The sequence below is a fragment of the Ochrobactrum sp. S1502_03 genome, from assembly GCF_044435015.1.
In the GTDB taxonomy this organism is placed as follows: domain Bacteria; phylum Pseudomonadota; class Alphaproteobacteria; order Rhizobiales; family Rhizobiaceae; genus Brucella; species Brucella chromiisoli.
Window position 1 is genome coordinate 45,081 of record NZ_JAYEXN010000002.1, and the last position, 16,231, is coordinate 61,311.

The window sequence follows — 16,231 nt, forward strand, 5'->3', positions numbered from 1 at the left end:
TAGCGCCCTCCCTCATAGTAATTACGTGATGCGACGGATGCTTTCTGCGATTTCTTCCGGCTCAAAAACGTTCTTCCAGTCGTCACGCATCAGCGCAGGAATACCGAATTCGATTGCCTTGTTGCAGGCATCGGAGAACACGCCCTGGACTTCGCCAAAGATGACGGCGCCAAGAACATTCATGTGGCCGAGCAGGAAGTCGCGCGCTGCTTCTTCAGGAACGCCGCGACGAACGCATTCGTCCATGGCCTGCTTCATCACAACCAGAAGCGATGCGCAAACGGTTTCCGAAAGACCTGGCTCGAGAATTGCAAGCTGCTCGACGGTGACGCGGTGCGAACGCATGACGGGTGCCCAGATGACCTTGGCGATTTCTTCACCCAGTGCATAAGCTTCTTCCGGGCCCTGCATCAGGGCTGAAACGATGTGCTGCTTGGCAAACAGACCGCCGAAGTGGTCTTTCTTTGCCTGCATGTCGGTTTCGTCGTTGAAGATTGGTGGATGGCAAGGATGGGTCACGAAATAGGTGAGGTCTGCGCGTTCCGGCAGGTGACCGGCAAATGGTGCGGCTGCATCGAGTGCAATAACCATCGTGCCGGGCTTGAGCTTGTCAACAATGCCTGCTGCAACTTTACCGATGATGGTATCTGGCACAGCCAGAATGACGACGTCTGCGCCTTCCAGACCTGCATCCGCATCAATGGTGTCGATGCCGAGTTCGTTTTTCAGGCGTTCCTTACCGGCGTCGCTGACTTCGATGTGACGAACGTCAAAGCGCGAACCTTTGAGGTTCTTGGCCAGACGGTAGCCCATCTTGCCGCCCGCTCCAAACAAAGCGATAGCTGTCATAATTGTATTTCCTTCCCGTAGTTTTGGTATCCAACTGGCATAACCAGTCAATGAGTCTTCCAGTTTCACGCGGTCAAGCCATCGCGAATCTGGCTGAAATATCCGTCAGAACCGACCTGACCGCCCTTGAGAGCAATCTGGAGGCCGTTGGTGGCGGCGTGAGCGCCGTGCGCCGTGCAAAGCGGCGACCCCGGTGTTTGTGGAAGCGGCAGAAGCGTGGTGAGTGCATCGACGTGCAATTCACGCAATGCGTGGCTGGACGTATCGCCGCCGGCAATGACCGCGCGGGTAAGCTGTTCGCGCTCGACAAGGCTGCGGAGGATGAAGCCGAGGCTGCGCGCCAGTTTGTGGCGGCTGCCTGCGATCTTGTCGATTTCTACACCGCGATCAGCCGAAGGGCCGAGCGCCGTGTTGAGGATCACGCTGTTGCCTTGCTTGAGCGCCTTCTGGCCTTCTGCAATGGCGGTTTCGATAGCCTGAGCACTGTTTTCGCCGATAATATCGAGCGGATTGAGATCAATGCCGGTAAAGCCGGAAGCGGTCGCGTGGCGGATCTGGCGCTCGGTGGTTGGTGACACGCTGCCTGAAACGACCGCAATGCGGTCCGCCTTTCCGGGAAGCGCAAACTCTTTCTTCGCACCGATCAGCCCGGCTTTGGCCCATGCAGTCAGAAGCGCATATTCAACGCCTGACGAGCCAGCAACAAACCAGCCCGCATCAGGACGCAAACGCCAAAGCTGTTCGCCCGCCTGCAACTGGCTTTCGTGGCTGTCGACGTCAAGCAGCAACATGCCGTCAGCATTTTTGGCAATCGCATCCAAGCGGTCATTCGCATCGGCGGCTGAAAGCGCTACGAGGTCCGCAAGCACGGTTTTTAGTGCTGTCTGCTGTGCCAGATGGACGCGTAGGTCCGCCTCGTGCATTGGCGTCACGGGATGACGGCTCATGACCGGATGGCGGTCTATACGGTAGGTTTCACCCTGATAGGCGGCAAAGAGATTGCCGAAAGCGGTATATCGCTTGAGCTGTGGTGCGCCGACTATCAGCGGCACATAAGCCTGATTAAAGATCGCTTTGCCGATTTCCACGGCCTTGCCGATATTGCCTACATGCGGTGCGGAATCGAATGTCGAGCAGACCTTGTAATGGGCAATCGCAGCATTCAGGCTTTTCAGCCAGTTGAATGCAGGCGTGAGATGTTCCTGCATCCATTCCGGCGTTTCGCTGCGGCTGGTGCCTGCAAGGCCGATGGCTTTGCAATGGGAAAAGCGTGACAGAAGCTTTTCATCCGGTACATTCATGAAAAGCACAGTGTCAACGCCGTTGGAAGCCATGGCTTCCATAACGTCGGTCGAGCCGGTGAGGTCGTCGCCATAATAGGACAGGAGAAGATTGTTCGTCATTATTCGCCTCCTTTCCCGAACTTATCGAGCGAGGCTGCAAGCTCAGGATGGTTCGTGGCATAGGTTTCAAGAGGGATGCCAGCGACTGCTGCTTCCCATGCCTGCTGCACGGCACGAACACCAGCTGCCGGGCCACCCGGATGACTGACAATGCCGCCGCCGCAAAGATAAAGAAGGTCCGTCGTGCGACCTGTGCGCTCATAGGTTTCAGGTGCCTGTCCGCCCCACTGGCCGGAACCTGCCACAGGCAGCGGGCAATCGGTCGGGTCGAACAGCGGCGTGCTGACAGCCTTGAACGAATTGACGAAGCTTTCGTCCGGCTCCCAGTATTTCACGCGGATGCCGTTGATCTGGAACTGATCGACGCCGAGCAGGCGCCAGAACTGCTGATAGACGCGGAAATCCATGCCAGTGCCGGGATTGCGGGTCAGGATGTCCCAGCCGTTACGGTGCGCATGTAGCACAAGACCGGAACGCTTGCGCAGGAAGCTCATGCCGCCAAAACCGACGGAGTTGATGTTGACAACCGCGCAATTACCGCCAGCCTCCAGCACCATGTCATGATTGCGCATCATCTCATCAGGATCGGCGTGTGAAATGCCGAAAGCATACATAACTTTCTTGCCGGTCTTCTGCTCGTGATTGAGAATAAGCGGCATGATCGCTGCAATGCGCTCTTTAAGTGGCGAATAGGCAGGGCTCATCAGCTTTTCATCATCCTTGATGAAATCGACGCCGGATTCGATCAGTTCACCGACGAGTTCTGCGGTCTCATGCGGACGCAGGCCGAGTGCTGGCTTAACGATAGTGCCAATGATTGGGCGCTTTTCAACGCCTGTCAGACGGCGGCTTCCGGCTATGCCGAATTGCGGGCCGGGATGCGCGCCCTTGAAAGCTTCCGGCAGCTTCATGTCGGTCACGCGGATGCCGGTCATGCCCTTGATCGAGTAAACACCGCCAACGGCAATCGTCATCAGCGCTGCAAGGTCGGTGCCGATCGCATCGAGCGGAAAAGCAATGTCCACATCAGCACGCTTGATAGGGCCGTGTCCGGGTTCAAGCTCTGGCCAGGCTGGAACTGTTGCGTCTTCAAGGGGGCGGATTTCCAACACACGCGCTGCAACGCGGGCTTTTAATTCTTCCGTTTCACCGGGGAGGGCGACAAAAGTGCCGGTCGACTGATCGCTGGCGATTTTGGCGGCCATCTTTTCGATGCTGCCGGTTGTCTCAATGCGATAGGTCAGACAGATGTTCATCGGGTTCTTTGTCGCTCGCTGCTTTTTTGAAGCGCATCCCGAAAACCGTTTCACACTTTTCGGGATTCGCTCTCGTGTTCCACCCATGTCAGAAAGGCTCTGACATTTTATGTCGCGCATTCGCCGGAAAATTTCTCCTCACTTCCCAGGATGCGATTGAAGCACTTGGCTCCGATAGCGAACTGGTATAATGAGTATTCCAATATCTGCAAGTGGAAAATTGTTGGCCCATTGATGAGAATGTGGGTAACAACTTTCATCCCGTCGCTTGAAGATGCATAAGGGGGGAGAAAGCTCATGAACAGTGAGATGCCATGAACAAGCCCATAGAACCCATCGTTCGCCGCAAGTTATCTGACGAAGTTTTTGACCGGCTCGAAAACATGATTACGTCTGGCGAATTGACGCCCGGCGATGAAATGCCGTCTGAACGCGTGCTGATGGAGCGTTTTGGTGTGGGCCGCCCGGCGATCCGCGAGGCGATGCAGTCACTTGCCAAGATGGGGCTGGTCAGCATTTCGCATGGCGAGCGTGCAAAGGTGTTAAAGCTCACTGCGAGGTCTATCTTTCAGCAGGTTGATCCTACAGCGAAAATTATGCTCGCTCAATCGATTGATACGCTGGAGCATCTCAAGAGTGCGCGTATCTTTTTTGAACGCGGTATTGCCCGTGAAGCTGCCCTTAAAGCGAGCGATAAGGACATTGCCGATCTTCGTGCGATCGTCGAGCGGCAGCGGGAATCGTTGGGCGATGCGGATGCATTCATTTCAGCCGATATGGAGTTTCATATCCGTATTGCGAAAATATCCGGCAATCCGATTTTTGTAGCGGTGAGCGAGTCTATGCTGTCCTGGCTGCGCGAATATCACACTCATATGCTGATTTGGACGGGTAAGGAAAACTACACGCTGGTCGAGCATGAAGAAATTCTTGATAGTATCGCTAAACGAGACCCGGATGCTGCGGAAGGTGCCATGCTTCATCACCTTGAACGTTCGAGGGGCTTATATACAAAATAGTAAGCCGTTCTTCCAACACCGCTAAAATGCGTTTTCAGAAGAGCCCCGCGCATCTGGAAAAATGCACGGGGCTCTCGATGTTAGGCTCTGCCTGTGAGGGAAGCATTGAGCAGATCAAGCGCACCCTGCTTCGTGAGTTCAATCGGATTGCCGCCTGCTGTCGGATCGACAATGGCCATTTCTGCGATCAGTGTCTTGCGGCCTTCGTCCATTTCAAGACCCTTGATAAAATCCTGCAATGTGTCGGGAACACCGAGATCGCTGCGTAACTTCATGATTGCGTCAATGAACCCGTCAAATCCGCCTTTGATACCCAGATAATTTGCAAGCCGTTCAATGCGCTTTTCGATTGCAGCCCGGTTATGATACAGAACATAAGGCATGAAAACGGCGTTGGTCATGCCGTGATGTGTGTCGTAAAGCGCACCAATTGGATGGGATAGCGAGTGGATCGCGCCCAGCCCTTTTTGGAATGCGGTCGCCCCCATGGCGGCTGCCGCCATCAGATTGGCACGGGCTTCAATGTCAGAGCCATTGGCATAGGCCTTTGGCAGATTTTCAAATACCAGTCGGATACCTTCAACCGCAATGCCATCGGCCATGGGGTGAAAACCGGGCGCGCAATAGGCTTCCAGACAATGCGCAAGCGCATCCATGCCTGTGCCAACAGTGATGGAAGGCGGCATGCCGATTGAAAGCTCAGGATCGGCAATGACCGTCACGGGGAGCATTTTGGGGTGAAAAATAACTTTCTTGGTGTGGGTTGCTTCATTGGTCAGAACACCCGCGCGGCCCACTTCCGAGCCGGTTCCCGCCGTGGTCGGCACGGCAATAATCGGCGCAATTGCGCTGCTGTCAGCGCGGGTCCACCAGTCGCCAACATCTTCAAAGTCCCAGACAGGGCGCGTTTGACCTGCCTGAAAGGCTATGAGCTTCCCCAGATCAAGTGCGGAACCGCCACCAAATGCAATCACACCATCATGCTTGCCGTCATTAAAGACGTTGACGCCAGCATTGAGGTTGCTTTCAACCGGGTTGGGCTTCACATCGGAGAAGACGGCATATTTGACGCCTGCCTTATCAAGAATGGCAAGCGTGGAAGCAACCACGGGAAGTTTTGCAAGTCCTGGATCGGTGACAAATAGTGGGTGTTCGATACCGGCTGCTTTCAGCACGGCCGGCAGTTCCTTAATACGGCCCGGTCCAAAAAGCACGGTGGTCGGGAAATTCCATTTGGCAGTCAGATCGGTCATGTCGATGCTTTCCAGATATTTGAAACAGATCAGATTTTTTCACGCAGGTGGAAGGATTTTGGCCGTGTCAGGTTGCCATAACCGATAGGCGAAAGGGCAGCACCCTTGCCGGTATCCTTCACGCCGGTCCAAACCAATGCCGGATCAAGATAATCGCAGCGGTTCATGAAGACGGTACCAGTTTCGATGCGGTCGCCAAGTGCCGCTGCATGGTCGGTATCGCTTGTCCAGAGCGACGCGGTGAGGCCGTAAATGCTGTCATTCATCAGCGCGAGCGCTTCCTCATCATTGCGCACCTTCATGATGCCTACAATGGGGCCAAAGCTTTCTTCCCGCATGACGCTCATCTGGTGATCAACATGGGTGAGCACCTCCGGTGCAATATAAGGCGAACCGGCTGTGTCATTGTCGACCTTCATGTTGACATGAGCCTTCGCGCCTTTGCGCAGGGCTTCGGCTTTCTGCTCACGAATAAGATCGGCAAAACGGGCTTGTGCCATCGGTCCAAGCGTTGTTGCGGCATCCAGTGGATTGCCGACGACATATTGCTTTGTCAGATCGATGAAACCATCGACAAATCGGTCATAAACAGCTTCATGCACGTAGATACGTTCGATGCCACAGCAGCATTGACCGGAATTGAAAAAAGCACCATCGACCAGATTGGCAACAGCATGGTCGAGATTAACGTCGGGCAATACATAGGCGGGGTCTTTGCCGCCAAGCTCTAGTCCCAGCGTCATGAAAGTGCCAGCGGCTGCCTTTTCGATAGCCCGGCCACCGCCAACGGAGCCTGTAAAGTTGACATGGTCGATGGTGTCTGATGCCAGCAGTTTTTCTGTAGAGGCATGATCGAGAACGATATTCTGGAAAACGCCTTTTGGAATGCCGGCCTTCTCAAAGGCCTGCGCGAAGCGTTCGCCCGTCAGCAAAGTTTGCGTTGCATGTTTAAGCAGAACCGTGTTGCCTGCCATCAATGCCGGAATGATCGTATTGACGGCGGTGAGATAGGGATAGTTCCACGGCGCGATGACCATGACCACGCCCAGCGGAACATGCTTTACATAGCGGCGAAAGCCATCTTTTTGTGCAGGCACATAAGGTTTCAGCGCTTCTTCTGCAATGTCGATCATGTATTGGCCGCGTTCCTGAACGCCGCCATTTTCGCCGCCATAACGTGTGGGGCGCCCCATTTGCCAGGCAATTTCAGGAATGATTTCATCCTGCATTGCAGCCAGCGCATCCAGAGCTGCACGACAATAACCGGCCCGTTCTGCAATGTTTAAAGCTGCCCATTGGGGTTGCGCCTTGCGTGCCGCCGTGACTGCTGCATGGATCGCGGTGTCACTGGCATAGGCGCGCTCTGCATAAACCGAGCCATCGATAGGGGAGATAATTCTGGCCGTGCCGCTCATCGGGCAATTCCTTATGTAAGTTTAGTAGCGTTCGAAACCACGATGCAGTTCCCAGTCGGTTACGCGACGGTCATATTCAATCTGCTCCCAGTGGGCGGTGTGGACATAGTGATTGACCACTTTTTCACCGAGTGCTTCCTTGAGGAATGCCGAGTTCTTGAGGGCTTCTGCCGCTTCGCGCAGCGTGTATGGAATTTCCTTGAGTTTGACTGCGCTATAGGCATCGCCAACGAAAGGATCTTCCAGTTCCAGCGCTTCGTCGATGCCCTTTAAGCCTGCCGCAATGAGCGCTGCAAATGCAAGATAGGGGTTGAGATCAGCGCCGCCAATCCGACATTCGATGCGGATAGATTTGCTGCCTTCGCCACAAAGCCGGAAGCCTGCTGTGCGGTTATCCTGACTCCACATGATCTTTGTCGGCGCGAATGTGCCCGCCTGAAAGCGTTTATAAGAGTTAATATAAGGCGCCAGAAAATACGTATATTCAGCCGCATATTTAAGCTGGCCTGCCACCCATGAGCGCATCAGCGGTGTCATGGTGTGTGGTGCTTTGGGATCAAAAAACAATGGCTCCTTGCCATCCGCACTCCAGATAGAGTTGTGCACATGGCTTGAACTGCCAGCCTTGTCATAATCATATTTGGCCATGAAGGTGATGCACTTGCCATGGGCCTCGGCGATTTCCTTCATGGCGTTTTTCATGATGACATGACGGTCGGCCATTTCAAGTGCTTCCGCATAGCGAACGTTGAGTTCCTGCTGACCCGGCCCCCATTCACCTTTGGAGTTTTCAACCGGGATACCGGCAGCACCTAAATGATTGCGCATGGCGCGCAGAACCTGCTCTTCTTTGGTGGTCAGGTGGATCACATAATCCTGCACGTAGGGAGAGGCGGTTTCCATCTCCTGCCAATGTTTGGCGCGCGCGGTTTTATAGGTTTCATCAAAGAGATAGAATTCGAGTTCCGATGCGAAATAGGCGCGATAGCCGCGTTCATGCAGGCGGGCGAGCTGCTTTTTAAGAACCGCACGCGGTGAATGCGCAAGATCTTTGTGATCGTGATGATCAAGCACGTCACAAAGCACGATCGCGGTTTTTTCCAGCCATGGCGCAAGACGCAGGGTGGAGAGGTCTGGCTTCATCACGAAGTCGCCATAACCCTTGTCCCAACTTGCGGCTTCATAGCCCGGAACCGGCTCCATATCGATGTCATTGGCGAGCAGGTAATTGCAGCCATGCGTTTCATCATGGGCCGTTTCCACGAAGAATTCCGCATAAAAACGTTTGCCGATCAGGCGGCCCTGCATATCGACGAAGCAGGCGAGAACCGTATCAATTTCGTCATTTGCGACGGCTTTTTTTAATGTGTCGAAAGTTAGTTGTTCGGCCATTATGCTTCGCTCCTCACGGTATCACGCGCTCAATATCGCTAAAAATCGCAGCAAGTTGCTTAGCCCAGGTTTCCTGCGCTTCACGGGTGACGATTTCGTCGTTGCGTATCTCAATCATTGCACAGGGTGCATTGCGCGGTCGCGCATGTCGCTCAAGGGTGTAATAAACGCGATCGGCTGGTGAATAGGGTTCATTTACGCCGACGTTCAGCGCCTTGTTTTTCTTAAGTGCAGCAATCAAAGGCTCTGCAATGCGCGCATCCGCATCATGAATAATGCCAATCTGCCATGGGCGTGAGATGCCCTTATAGATTGGCGTGAAGGAGTGAATGGTGACGATCCACGATGGTAGTCCACGTGTGGCACGTGCATGGATGACTTCTTCAATACAGCGGTGAAAAGGCCTGTGCGACAGGTCAATTCGTGCTGTGCGTTCAAGGGAATTGAGATCATGATTGCCGGGGATGACCGTCGTTTCGCTGATTTCAGGAATAAGATCGCGCGCTTCAAGTGGACGATTGCAATCAATCAGCAGGCGTGAATAGGTCGCCTCTATCAAAGGGGCATCAAGCTGTTGACTAAGATGGCGTGCAACCGCCACAGCACCCGGATCCCAAGCAATGTGTGCGTTTAACGATTGAGGGTCGAGGCCAAGCCCATCAAAGTGCTCAGGCATGAAATTGGATGCATGTTCGCAAACGAAAACATAGGGACTTCCCCCCGCTTCGTTGACGACCAGAACCGGCTTTAGGGCCGGGTCCTGATGATCTCGCTGGTCGGCCATTCTCTCTATTCCCCTGCGCTGTAACTTTTGTTACGTTTTTAAAAATATGCGCTATTGCGGAATATTTGATACGTCGTAAGATGCTTTGTCAAACATAATTTTGTGCGAAATTGAAAAGAGCTGCGGGAATGGAAATTGCCACATCGATGGGGGCCAGCATCGCGGAGTTGCTGAACGAACGGCTCGAAAGCATGCCCGCCGGAGAGCGCAGTGCCGCGCAAACTCTGATTGCCAATTATCCCATGCTGGGGCTGAAAACAGTGGCAGAATTTTCAGCACAGGCAGGCGTCAGTTCTCCGACCATTCTGCGGTTTGTAAACAGGCTCGGCTTTCAAAGTTATTCGGAGTTTCAGGCGCATTTGCAAAATGAGCTTGCTGCACAGTTGCAATCGCCGCATCATCGCAACGAAAAGCCTGACAAGGCAACGGATACGGCCTATCCGGCAGTGGAATATACACTTGATAATATTCGGGAAAGTTTTCGGCATCTGGGCGACAAGCAATTGCAGCAGATCGTTGCTGCTCTGAGCAATTCCAAGGGAAACGCTTATCTGATCGGCGGGCGTTTCACAGATCCGATAGCACAATATATGACAGCGCATATGTCGATTATCCGGCCGCATGTTTTCCATCTGGGTGGACAGGAAAGCATGTGGCGTGATCGGCTGCTGGATATGGGAAAACGCGATGTTCTTGTTGTCTTTGACATTCGCCGTTATCAGGAAAGCTTGTTAAGCCTTGCGGAAAAAGCGCGTGGGCGAGGGGTTGAGATTATTTTGATAACCGATCAGTGGTTGTCACCGATTGCCCGTGTTGCCCGGCATGTCTTGGCGGGACGGATTGCGGTGCCTTCGGCATGGGATTCATCAGCGTCGATTTTCGTTCTTGCGGAAACCATTATTCGCGAAATGACGCGCGCTTTAGAGCATGACAGTGCCGCGCGCATCGCTGAGCTGGAAGCACTCAGATGAGCGCATCACCAAATTAGCCGTGGCCAGAAGCATTTCCTGTTTTGATTGAATCCTTGGAAATGCTCTATTTCTCAGCTTTCGGTGCTTTAAAGACAGGAAACGGATACGTTTTGCCGAGAACGATGCCTGCTTTTTGCAGCACGTCTTCGGGTGCCGCATAAGGCTTATGGATCCAACGCTCCGGCAGGGTTGCAATTTCTGGCACCCATTCGCGTACATAAGCGCCTTCGCTGTCAAACTTGTCGCCTTGCAGAACTGGGTTGAAAACGCGAAAATAGGGGGCTGCATCCATGCCGCAACCTGCCACCCATTGCCAGCTTCCCGGATTGCTGGCGATGTCGGCATCAACCAGCGTGTTCCAGAACCATTTTTCGCCTTCGCGCCAGTCGATCTGCATGTTCTTGCTTAAGACAGAGGCGACGAGCATACGCACGCGGTTATGCATCCACCCGGTTGCCCAAAGCTGACGCATGCCTGCGTCAATCATTGGCACGCCAGTATTGCCCTTTGTCCAAGCCTCAAACAATGCCGGATCATGTTTCCATTCGATATCTGCAAGCGTGTTGCGCATATCGTTTTCGGCAATATCCGGGCGAAAGTAGAGCTGATGATAATGAAAATCGCGCCAGATGAGTTCGGACAGGAATTTCTCGCCGCCGGTCTGGGTATCCGGGTTCTCATCCATCAACGATAGTGTTGCATGCCATGCCTGACGCGGACTAATCTCGCCAAAGCGAAGATGAGGCGAGAGCTTGGAAGTGCCTTCAACATTGGGGCGGTCACGATCGCCCGCATAATTGCGGATGGTCTTATCAAAGAAATGGTAGAGCTGATTGATGGCTGCGGCCTCGCCAATTTCCCACAGACCCTCCATTTTCTTCGACCAGAAAGGCTGTCTGAAAGGCGCTCTTTCCGGTTTATCTCGCAGCGTGGACGGTACAGCTTTCCAGTCAGACGATGAAATGGGGCGGGTTACGCCTTGCTGGCGCAGGGTCTTTGCGTAAGGCGTGAAGACTTGATACGGGCCGCCGCTGCCTGTTTTGATCTCCCATGGCTCGGACAGAAGATTGCCCGCAAAAGAGGCAACGTTCAGCCCTTTGTCTTTCAGAGCTGTTTTGACATGAGCATCCACGTCACGTTCTTGCGGGGCATAGCGCCGGTTCCAGAAAACAGCATTAAACCCATTTTTTTCGACGAGCTGTTCAATGATTTTCAGTGCGTCGCCATGCATAACAATCAGTTCGACATTGCGCGCATGGAGGCTTTTCTCAAGCGAATTCAGGCTCTGTTCCAGCCACCAGAGCACAGCGCCGCCGGGCGCGCGCAATTGGGGATTGATTTCATGAACATAAAGCGCGGTTATACTACCGCCGAGTTTGACGGCTGCATCAAGTGCCGGATTGTCCGCAAGGCGCAGGTCATTCCGCAACCAGACAAGTGCATTTGCATTCATTGAATAATCCTTGCCTGACGGGCTTGAGAAGATTGAGCATGGGCTGCTTTGATTGTATATGCCAGTTTCTTCACTTGCAGGTTCGTGATTTACGACTCCGGCTTTCTGGGACCGGGAAAAAACGCATTGACGCGGCGTTGCAGTGCGCGGAATTTTTCTCCGCGTGATTTGATCATGTGGTCTTCAAGCGGTGGAATTCCCGATACGTGGACCAGCAGCCAGTACATCTGGATGGGGGCGAGCAGCGATAGCCAGCTCCATGGTGATGCGGTGATTGCCATGAACGGCCATGCGCACCAGAAAAGCCATTCGAAGAAATAGTTTGGATGGCGCGAATAGGCCCAAAACCCGGTCTCGCAGATTTCGGTTTTGGCGGCAGGCGTTTTGCGAAACTGCGCAAGTTGTGCGTCTGACAGCGCTTCGCCCGTGATCGCGATTGCGATAAGTGCGACAGCAATCATATCGATGAAATGCGGGAATTCAGGGCGGCTAACAGTGGCAAGGTAGACTGAAAGAACCAGAATAAACGCTGCCAAAGCCTGTATCTGCAAAAACCAGAACAGACGTTTTGGTGCGCTATCGCCCCATTCCTTCATCAGCTTTGCATAACGCGGGTCTTTGCCGTGGGACATGCTTCGCTGTCCAATATGCAAGGCAAGCCGTAGCGACCATGCAAGGATGAGGATCAGGATCGCTGAACGGCGCGGCCAAGAGGTGTCGGCCAGAAGTACGGCGACCATCGCGCCCAGACCAACCGAAAGCGACCATATTGCATCGATCCAGCCGCTTTTGCCGGTTTTTCTCTCCAGCGCCCATGCAAAGCTCATGAGGAGAGACAGAAAGATAGCAACAATCAAAAGAAGGCCGATTTGCATGGCGCACCCTGGGTCAGAATGACGATTTATACCATGCAATACGTTTGGTCCCGCTGTTTGGTTTCCTAAGCCGTTTAAAAAAACCAAGAAAGTTTCAGCATCCGTTGAACCAATCGTCTTCTCAAAACGTAAGATAGAGAAATGCGGCACAGTGAGGGACTTATGGACATTACAAACCATCCGGGCGGCGCTAAACGTCTTAGGCTCGCGATTATCGGGAGCGGTATTTCTGGTCTGTCTGCTGCATGGCTTTTATCGCAACGCCATGACGTCACCGTTTTTGAAGCAGCGGAGCGCATTGGCGGGCATAGCAATACGGTCGAATTTGCAAGCAACACCGGCCCCGTTGCGGTCGATACGGGCTTTATTGTTTATAATGAAGTGACTTATCCAAATCTGACGGCATTGTTTAAAATACTTGATGTTCCGACTGCCGCATCGAATATGTCCTTTGCCGTCTCCATTGGAAATGGCGCTTATGAATATTCCGGCGGCACCGGGCTTGGCCTGTTTGCACAGCGCTCAAATCTCGTTCGCCCGCGTTTTTGGTCTATGATCCGCGATCTTTTGCGCTTTTACCGTAACGCTCCCAAAGACCTGGAGATGATGGGCGGCATTTCGCTTGATGATTATCTTGCGCGAAATGCTTATGGCCGGGCTTTCCGGGAGGATCATCTCTATCCGATGGCGGCTGCAATCTGGTCAACGCCTGCCATGGAAGTTGGTCAATATCCGGCAGCGAGCTTTGTTCGTTTTTGCTGCAATCATGGCTTGCTTGCTTTGCGGGATCGCCCGATCTGGCGGACAGTCAAGGGTGGCAGTCGTGAATATGTGCAGCGCATTACACAACCCTATGCCGACAATATCCGGCTTTCAACACCCATAAAATGGGTGCGACGGCATGAAAATGCGGTCGAATTGACCGATGCAAGCGGTGGTGTTCATTTCTTTGACGATGTGGTTATCGCAACTCACGCCGATCAGGCTTTGCGGATGCTGGCCGATCCCAGTGCAGAGGAAAGCCGCATTCTTGGTGCATTTAAATATTCACGCAATGAGGCGGTTCTTCATACCGATCTTTCGCTCATGCCAAAACGCCGGGCGGCATGGTCGAGCTGGAATTACCTGACCAATGCAGCCAACGGTTCGTCGCAGCCCTCAATCACCTACTGGATGAACCGCTTGCAGCCCTTGGGAACTGCGCCCGATACATTTGTCACGCTCAATCCGTGTCGTGCGCCGCGTGAGGATCTGGTGATCCATCGCGAGATCTATGAACATCCAATCTTTGATATGGCAACGGATCGCGCGCAGAGGGAAGTCTGGTCGTTGCAGGGACAGCGCCGAACCTGGTTTTGTGGCGCACATTTTGGTTCCGGTTTTCATGAGGACGGTTTGCAGGCCGGTCTTGCAGTAGCGGAAGACCTCGGCGGACTGCGTCGCCCATGGCGGGTTGAGCAGGAAAGCGCGCGTATTGTTCGCCAGCCTGTAACGATCCGGGAAAGGGCGCTGGCATGACCGGTATTTTCAAATCTGCACTTTTTCCGGGGCATGTGACCCATGCCCGCTTGCGGCCAAAGGAACATAAGCTCGCCTATAAAATCTATTCACTGTTGCTCGATCTTGATGAACTGGATGTGCTTCACCGCAGGCTCAGGCTGTTTTCGGTCAATCGGTTCAATCTGTTTTCTTTTTGCGAAAAAGATCGCGGCAATGGATCAGCAACATCTTTGCGGGCGCAGATTGAAGATGCAATGCGCAGCACAGGTATGCAACCCGATGGAGGCGCGATCCGTCTTCTGACGATGCCGCGTATCCTCGGCTGGTCGTTCAATCCGTTGAGCATTTTCTTTTGCTATAATCGTGAAGATCGGCTCACGGCTATTCTATGGGAAGTCGATAACACGTTTAAGCAGCGCCACGGCTATATGATCCCGGTCGAAGCAGAGCAGGGCGAGCGCATCGTGCAGACCTGCGACAAGGCGTTTTATGTTTCGCCCTTCATGGATATGAAGCTGCGCTATGAATTCGAGGTTCAGCCTCCGGCGGATAAGCTCGCAGTCAGGATCAACACTTTTGATGACGAAGGTCTGGTGCTGACAGCGCGTCATCTGGCGCGTCGTGTGGAGCTCAGTGACATGGCTTTGTTGCGTGCCTTTTTTGCCATTCCATTTCTGACGTTGCGCGTTGTCGGCGGCATTCACTGGGAAGCGCTGAAAATCTGGGCGAAGGGGATGAAACTCCGCAAGCGTCCAAGCCCACCGCAGGATCCCATATCCCATATCCATCATGACATGTCTCGGGAGAGGAACAGGGTTGCATGAGCCAGTTTGATGAGTCTTCCCATTACCCGGCCCCCATATCTGTTGGTCGTTCGGTTTTAAGCCCGTCGGCGCGTGTGTTAAGGCGGCTGCTCAGTCAGGTGCGATATGGCCGTCTGAACCTTGTTTTGCCTTCGGGACAATCCGTTGTTGCTCAAGGTATATTGCCCGGACCGGAAGCAAAAATCGTTATCAAGAGCTGGCGCTGCCTGCGTCGCTTGTTAGCGGGCGGCGATATTGGCTTTGCGCAGGCCTATATCGACGGTGACTGGTCGTCCCCGGACCTAACAGCGGTGATCCGCTTTGCCGCGCGCAATCGCGACACACTTGTTTCCACGCTGCACGGTTCACGCTTCATGCGCATTGTTCACCGTGTGGGGCATTTGCTCAATGCAAATACACGCCGTGGCAGCCGCAAGAATATCGAGGCGCATTATGACCTTGGCAATGATTTCTACAAACAGTGGCTTGATCACACGATGCTGTATTCGTCAGCCATCTGGAATGAAAACACGCATAGCCTTGAAGATGCGCAGGCATACAAGTTGAAGCGTATTGCTGACAAACTGGCGCTTGAGGGGGGCGAAAAAATCCTCGAGATTGGGTGTGGTTGGGGCGCCTTGGCAGCCCATCTTGCAGATGATGGCGATGCGCATGTCACAGGGATCACTTTGTCACCCTCCCAGCTCGCCTGGGGCAAGGCTGTCGTTCAGAATGCGGGACTTAAGGATGCCGTTGATTTGCGCTTGCAGGATTATCGCGATGTCAAAGGGCAGTTTGACCGGATCGTTTCCATCGAAATGTTTGAGGCTGTCGGTGAGGCTTACTGGCCCGAATATTTCGCGACGCTCAAGCGGTGTTTAAAACCGGGCGGCAAAGCCGTTTTGCAAATCATCTCAATTGAAGATGCACGCTATGAAAACTATCGCCGCAAGGCGGATTTCATTCAGAAGTTCATCTTTCCGGGAGGTTTTTTACCTTCCGACAAGGTGCTTGAACGCGACCTCTCCAAAGCTGGTCTGGTTTTGAAAGAGATTGATCATTTCGGTCACTCTTATGCGCTCACGCTGGCTGAATGGCGGCAGCGTTTTACTGCCAATTGGCCTTCGATCGAAAAGCTGGGCTTTGACGACCGGTTCCGCAGGCTTTGGGAATATTATCTTTGTTACTGCGAGGGCGGGTTTGAAGAAGGCGCGATCAATGTCGGCCTTTATACGATTGAACATGCTTGATGACATGA

The 16,231-nt window shown here is 53.4% G+C and carries 13 protein-coding genes and 1 pseudogene; 5 read left to right on the top strand and 9 right to left on the bottom strand.

What is annotated here, in order from left to right:
• Nucleotides 1-21: 21 nt before the first annotated feature.
• The 3 genes from VBH83_RS02280 to oiaX all read right to left on the bottom strand — a co-directional run bounded on the left by VBH83_RS02280 (nt 22) and on the right by oiaX (nt 3,508).
• A complete protein-coding gene (locus tag VBH83_RS02280; RefSeq protein ID WP_265983993.1) occupies nt 22-849 on the bottom strand; it encodes a phosphogluconate dehydrogenase C-terminal domain-containing protein in 828 nt (275 codons plus the stop codon).
• A gap of 65 nt (nt 850-914) precedes the next feature.
• Nucleotides 915-2,252, bottom strand: a complete 1,338-nt coding sequence (locus VBH83_RS02285; RefSeq protein WP_265983994.1) for a four-carbon acid sugar kinase family protein — start codon at nt 2,250-2,252, stop codon at nt 915-917.
• Nucleotides 2,252-3,508, bottom strand: a complete 1,257-nt coding sequence (gene oiaX / locus VBH83_RS02290; RefSeq protein WP_396996131.1) for a 3-oxo-isoapionate-4-phosphate decarboxylase OiaX — start codon at nt 3,506-3,508, stop codon at nt 2,252-2,254. The genes VBH83_RS02285 and oiaX overlap by 1 nt, the downstream gene beginning before the upstream one ends.
• A gap of 314 nt (nt 3,509-3,822) precedes the next feature.
• On the opposite strand from oiaX, the gene VBH83_RS02295 reads away from it, so the two are divergent.
• Nucleotides 3,823-4,527, top strand: coding sequence for a transcriptional regulator NanR (locus tag VBH83_RS02295; RefSeq protein WP_265983996.1), 705 nt, complete (start codon nt 3,823-3,825; stop codon nt 4,525-4,527).
• A gap of 80 nt (nt 4,528-4,607) precedes the next feature.
• On the opposite strand, the gene VBH83_RS02300 is transcribed toward VBH83_RS02295, so the two are convergent.
• The 4 genes from VBH83_RS02300 to VBH83_RS02315 are packed head-to-tail and all read right to left on the bottom strand — an operon-like array spanning nt 4,608 to nt 9,371.
• Nucleotides 4,608-5,780 carry an iron-containing alcohol dehydrogenase gene (locus VBH83_RS02300; RefSeq protein ID WP_265983997.1) on the bottom strand — a complete coding sequence of 391 codons (1,173 nt, stop codon included), beginning with the start codon at nt 5,778-5,780 and terminating at the stop codon, nt 4,608-4,610.
• Nucleotides 5,781-5,809: 29 nt separating this feature from the next.
• Nucleotides 5,810-7,195, bottom strand: a complete 1,386-nt coding sequence (locus VBH83_RS02305) for an aldehyde dehydrogenase family protein (RefSeq protein WP_396996134.1) — start codon at nt 7,193-7,195, stop codon at nt 5,810-5,812.
• A gap of 21 nt (nt 7,196-7,216) precedes the next feature.
• A complete protein-coding gene (locus VBH83_RS02310; protein WP_265983999.1) occupies nt 7,217-8,587 on the bottom strand; it encodes a glutamine synthetase family protein in 1,371 nt (456 codons plus the stop codon).
• A gap of 13 nt (nt 8,588-8,600) precedes the next feature.
• Nucleotides 8,601-9,371: an N-formylglutamate amidohydrolase gene (locus VBH83_RS02315; RefSeq protein ID WP_265984000.1), complete on the bottom strand. Its 771-nt coding sequence runs from the start codon at nt 9,369-9,371 to the stop codon at nt 8,601-8,603.
• Nucleotides 9,372-9,499: 128 nt separating this feature from the next.
• Here VBH83_RS02315 and VBH83_RS02320 point away from each other — a divergent pair, with 128 nt between their 5' ends.
• Nucleotides 9,500-10,342 carry a MurR/RpiR family transcriptional regulator gene (locus VBH83_RS02320; protein WP_265984001.1) on the top strand — a complete coding sequence of 281 codons (843 nt, stop codon included), beginning with the start codon at nt 9,500-9,502 and terminating at the stop codon, nt 10,340-10,342.
• Nucleotides 10,343-10,406: 64 nt separating this feature from the next.
• Here the strand turns inward: VBH83_RS02320 and VBH83_RS02325 are convergent, their stop codons facing one another.
• Both VBH83_RS02325 and VBH83_RS02330 read right to left on the bottom strand, forming a co-directional pair.
• Nucleotides 10,407-11,795 (bottom strand): cryptochrome/photolyase family protein, encoded by a 1,389-nt coding sequence (locus VBH83_RS02325; protein WP_396996137.1) that lies wholly within the window; start codon nt 11,793-11,795, stop codon nt 10,407-10,409.
• An 89-nt stretch (nt 11,796-11,884) separates the two neighbouring features.
• Nucleotides 11,885-12,670 carry a DUF1295 domain-containing protein gene (locus tag VBH83_RS02330; protein ID WP_265984003.1) on the bottom strand — a complete coding sequence of 262 codons (786 nt, stop codon included), beginning with the start codon at nt 12,668-12,670 and terminating at the stop codon, nt 11,885-11,887.
• A 162-nt stretch (nt 12,671-12,832) separates the two neighbouring features.
• Between VBH83_RS02330 and VBH83_RS02335 the strand changes: the two genes are divergently transcribed.
• The 3 genes and pseudogenes from VBH83_RS02335 (at nt 12,833) to VBH83_RS02345 (ending at nt 16,223) form a co-directional block, all read left to right on the top strand.
• Entirely contained in the window at nt 12,833-14,188 is a 1,356-nt protein-coding gene (locus tag VBH83_RS02335; RefSeq protein WP_265984004.1) for an NAD(P)/FAD-dependent oxidoreductase, read from the top strand.
• Nucleotides 14,185-15,004: pseudogene (locus VBH83_RS02340) on the top strand (DUF1365 domain-containing protein). The gene VBH83_RS02335 and the pseudogene VBH83_RS02340 overlap by 4 nt, the downstream one beginning before the upstream one ends.
• Nucleotides 14,991-16,223 carry a cyclopropane-fatty-acyl-phospholipid synthase family protein gene (locus VBH83_RS02345; protein ID WP_265984006.1) on the top strand — a complete coding sequence of 411 codons (1,233 nt, stop codon included), beginning with the start codon at nt 14,991-14,993 and terminating at the stop codon, nt 16,221-16,223. Before VBH83_RS02340 ends, VBH83_RS02345 begins: the two are co-directional and overlap by 14 nt.
• The last annotated feature ends 8 nt before the right edge of the window (nt 16,224-16,231 follow it).

Coding starts and splice junctions, on each gene's coding strand:
- VBH83_RS02280 (WP_265983993.1), bottom strand. CDS start 849: ATGACAGCTATCGCTTTGTTTGGAGCGGGCGGCAAGATGGGCTACCGT.
- VBH83_RS02285 (WP_265983994.1), bottom strand. CDS start 2,252: ATGACGAACAATCTTCTCCTGTCCTATTATGGCGACGACCTCACCGGC.
- oiaX (WP_396996131.1), bottom strand. CDS start 3,508: ATGAACATCTGTCTGACCTATCGCATTGAGACAACCGGCAGCATCGAA.
- VBH83_RS02295 (WP_265983996.1), top strand. CDS start 3,823: ATGAACAAGCCCATAGAACCCATCGTTCGCCGCAAGTTATCTGACGAA.
- VBH83_RS02300 (WP_265983997.1), bottom strand. CDS start 5,780: ATGACCGATCTGACTGCCAAATGGAATTTCCCGACCACCGTGCTTTTT.
- VBH83_RS02305 (WP_396996134.1), bottom strand. CDS start 7,195: ATGAGCGGCACGGCCAGAATTATCTCCCCTATCGATGGCTCGGTTTAT.
- VBH83_RS02310 (WP_265983999.1), bottom strand. CDS start 8,587: ATGGCCGAACAACTAACTTTCGACACATTAAAAAAAGCCGTCGCAAAT.
- VBH83_RS02315 (WP_265984000.1), bottom strand. CDS start 9,371: ATGGCCGACCAGCGAGATCATCAGGACCCGGCCCTAAAGCCGGTTCTG.
- VBH83_RS02320 (WP_265984001.1), top strand. CDS start 9,500: ATGGAAATTGCCACATCGATGGGGGCCAGCATCGCGGAGTTGCTGAAC.
- VBH83_RS02325 (WP_396996137.1), bottom strand. CDS start 11,795: ATGAATGCAAATGCACTTGTCTGGTTGCGGAATGACCTGCGCCTTGCG.
- VBH83_RS02330 (WP_265984003.1), bottom strand. CDS start 12,670: ATGCAAATCGGCCTTCTTTTGATTGTTGCTATCTTTCTGTCTCTCCTC.
- VBH83_RS02335 (WP_265984004.1), top strand. CDS start 12,833: ATGGACATTACAAACCATCCGGGCGGCGCTAAACGTCTTAGGCTCGCG.
- VBH83_RS02345 (WP_265984006.1), top strand. CDS start 14,991: ATGAGCCAGTTTGATGAGTCTTCCCATTACCCGGCCCCCATATCTGTT.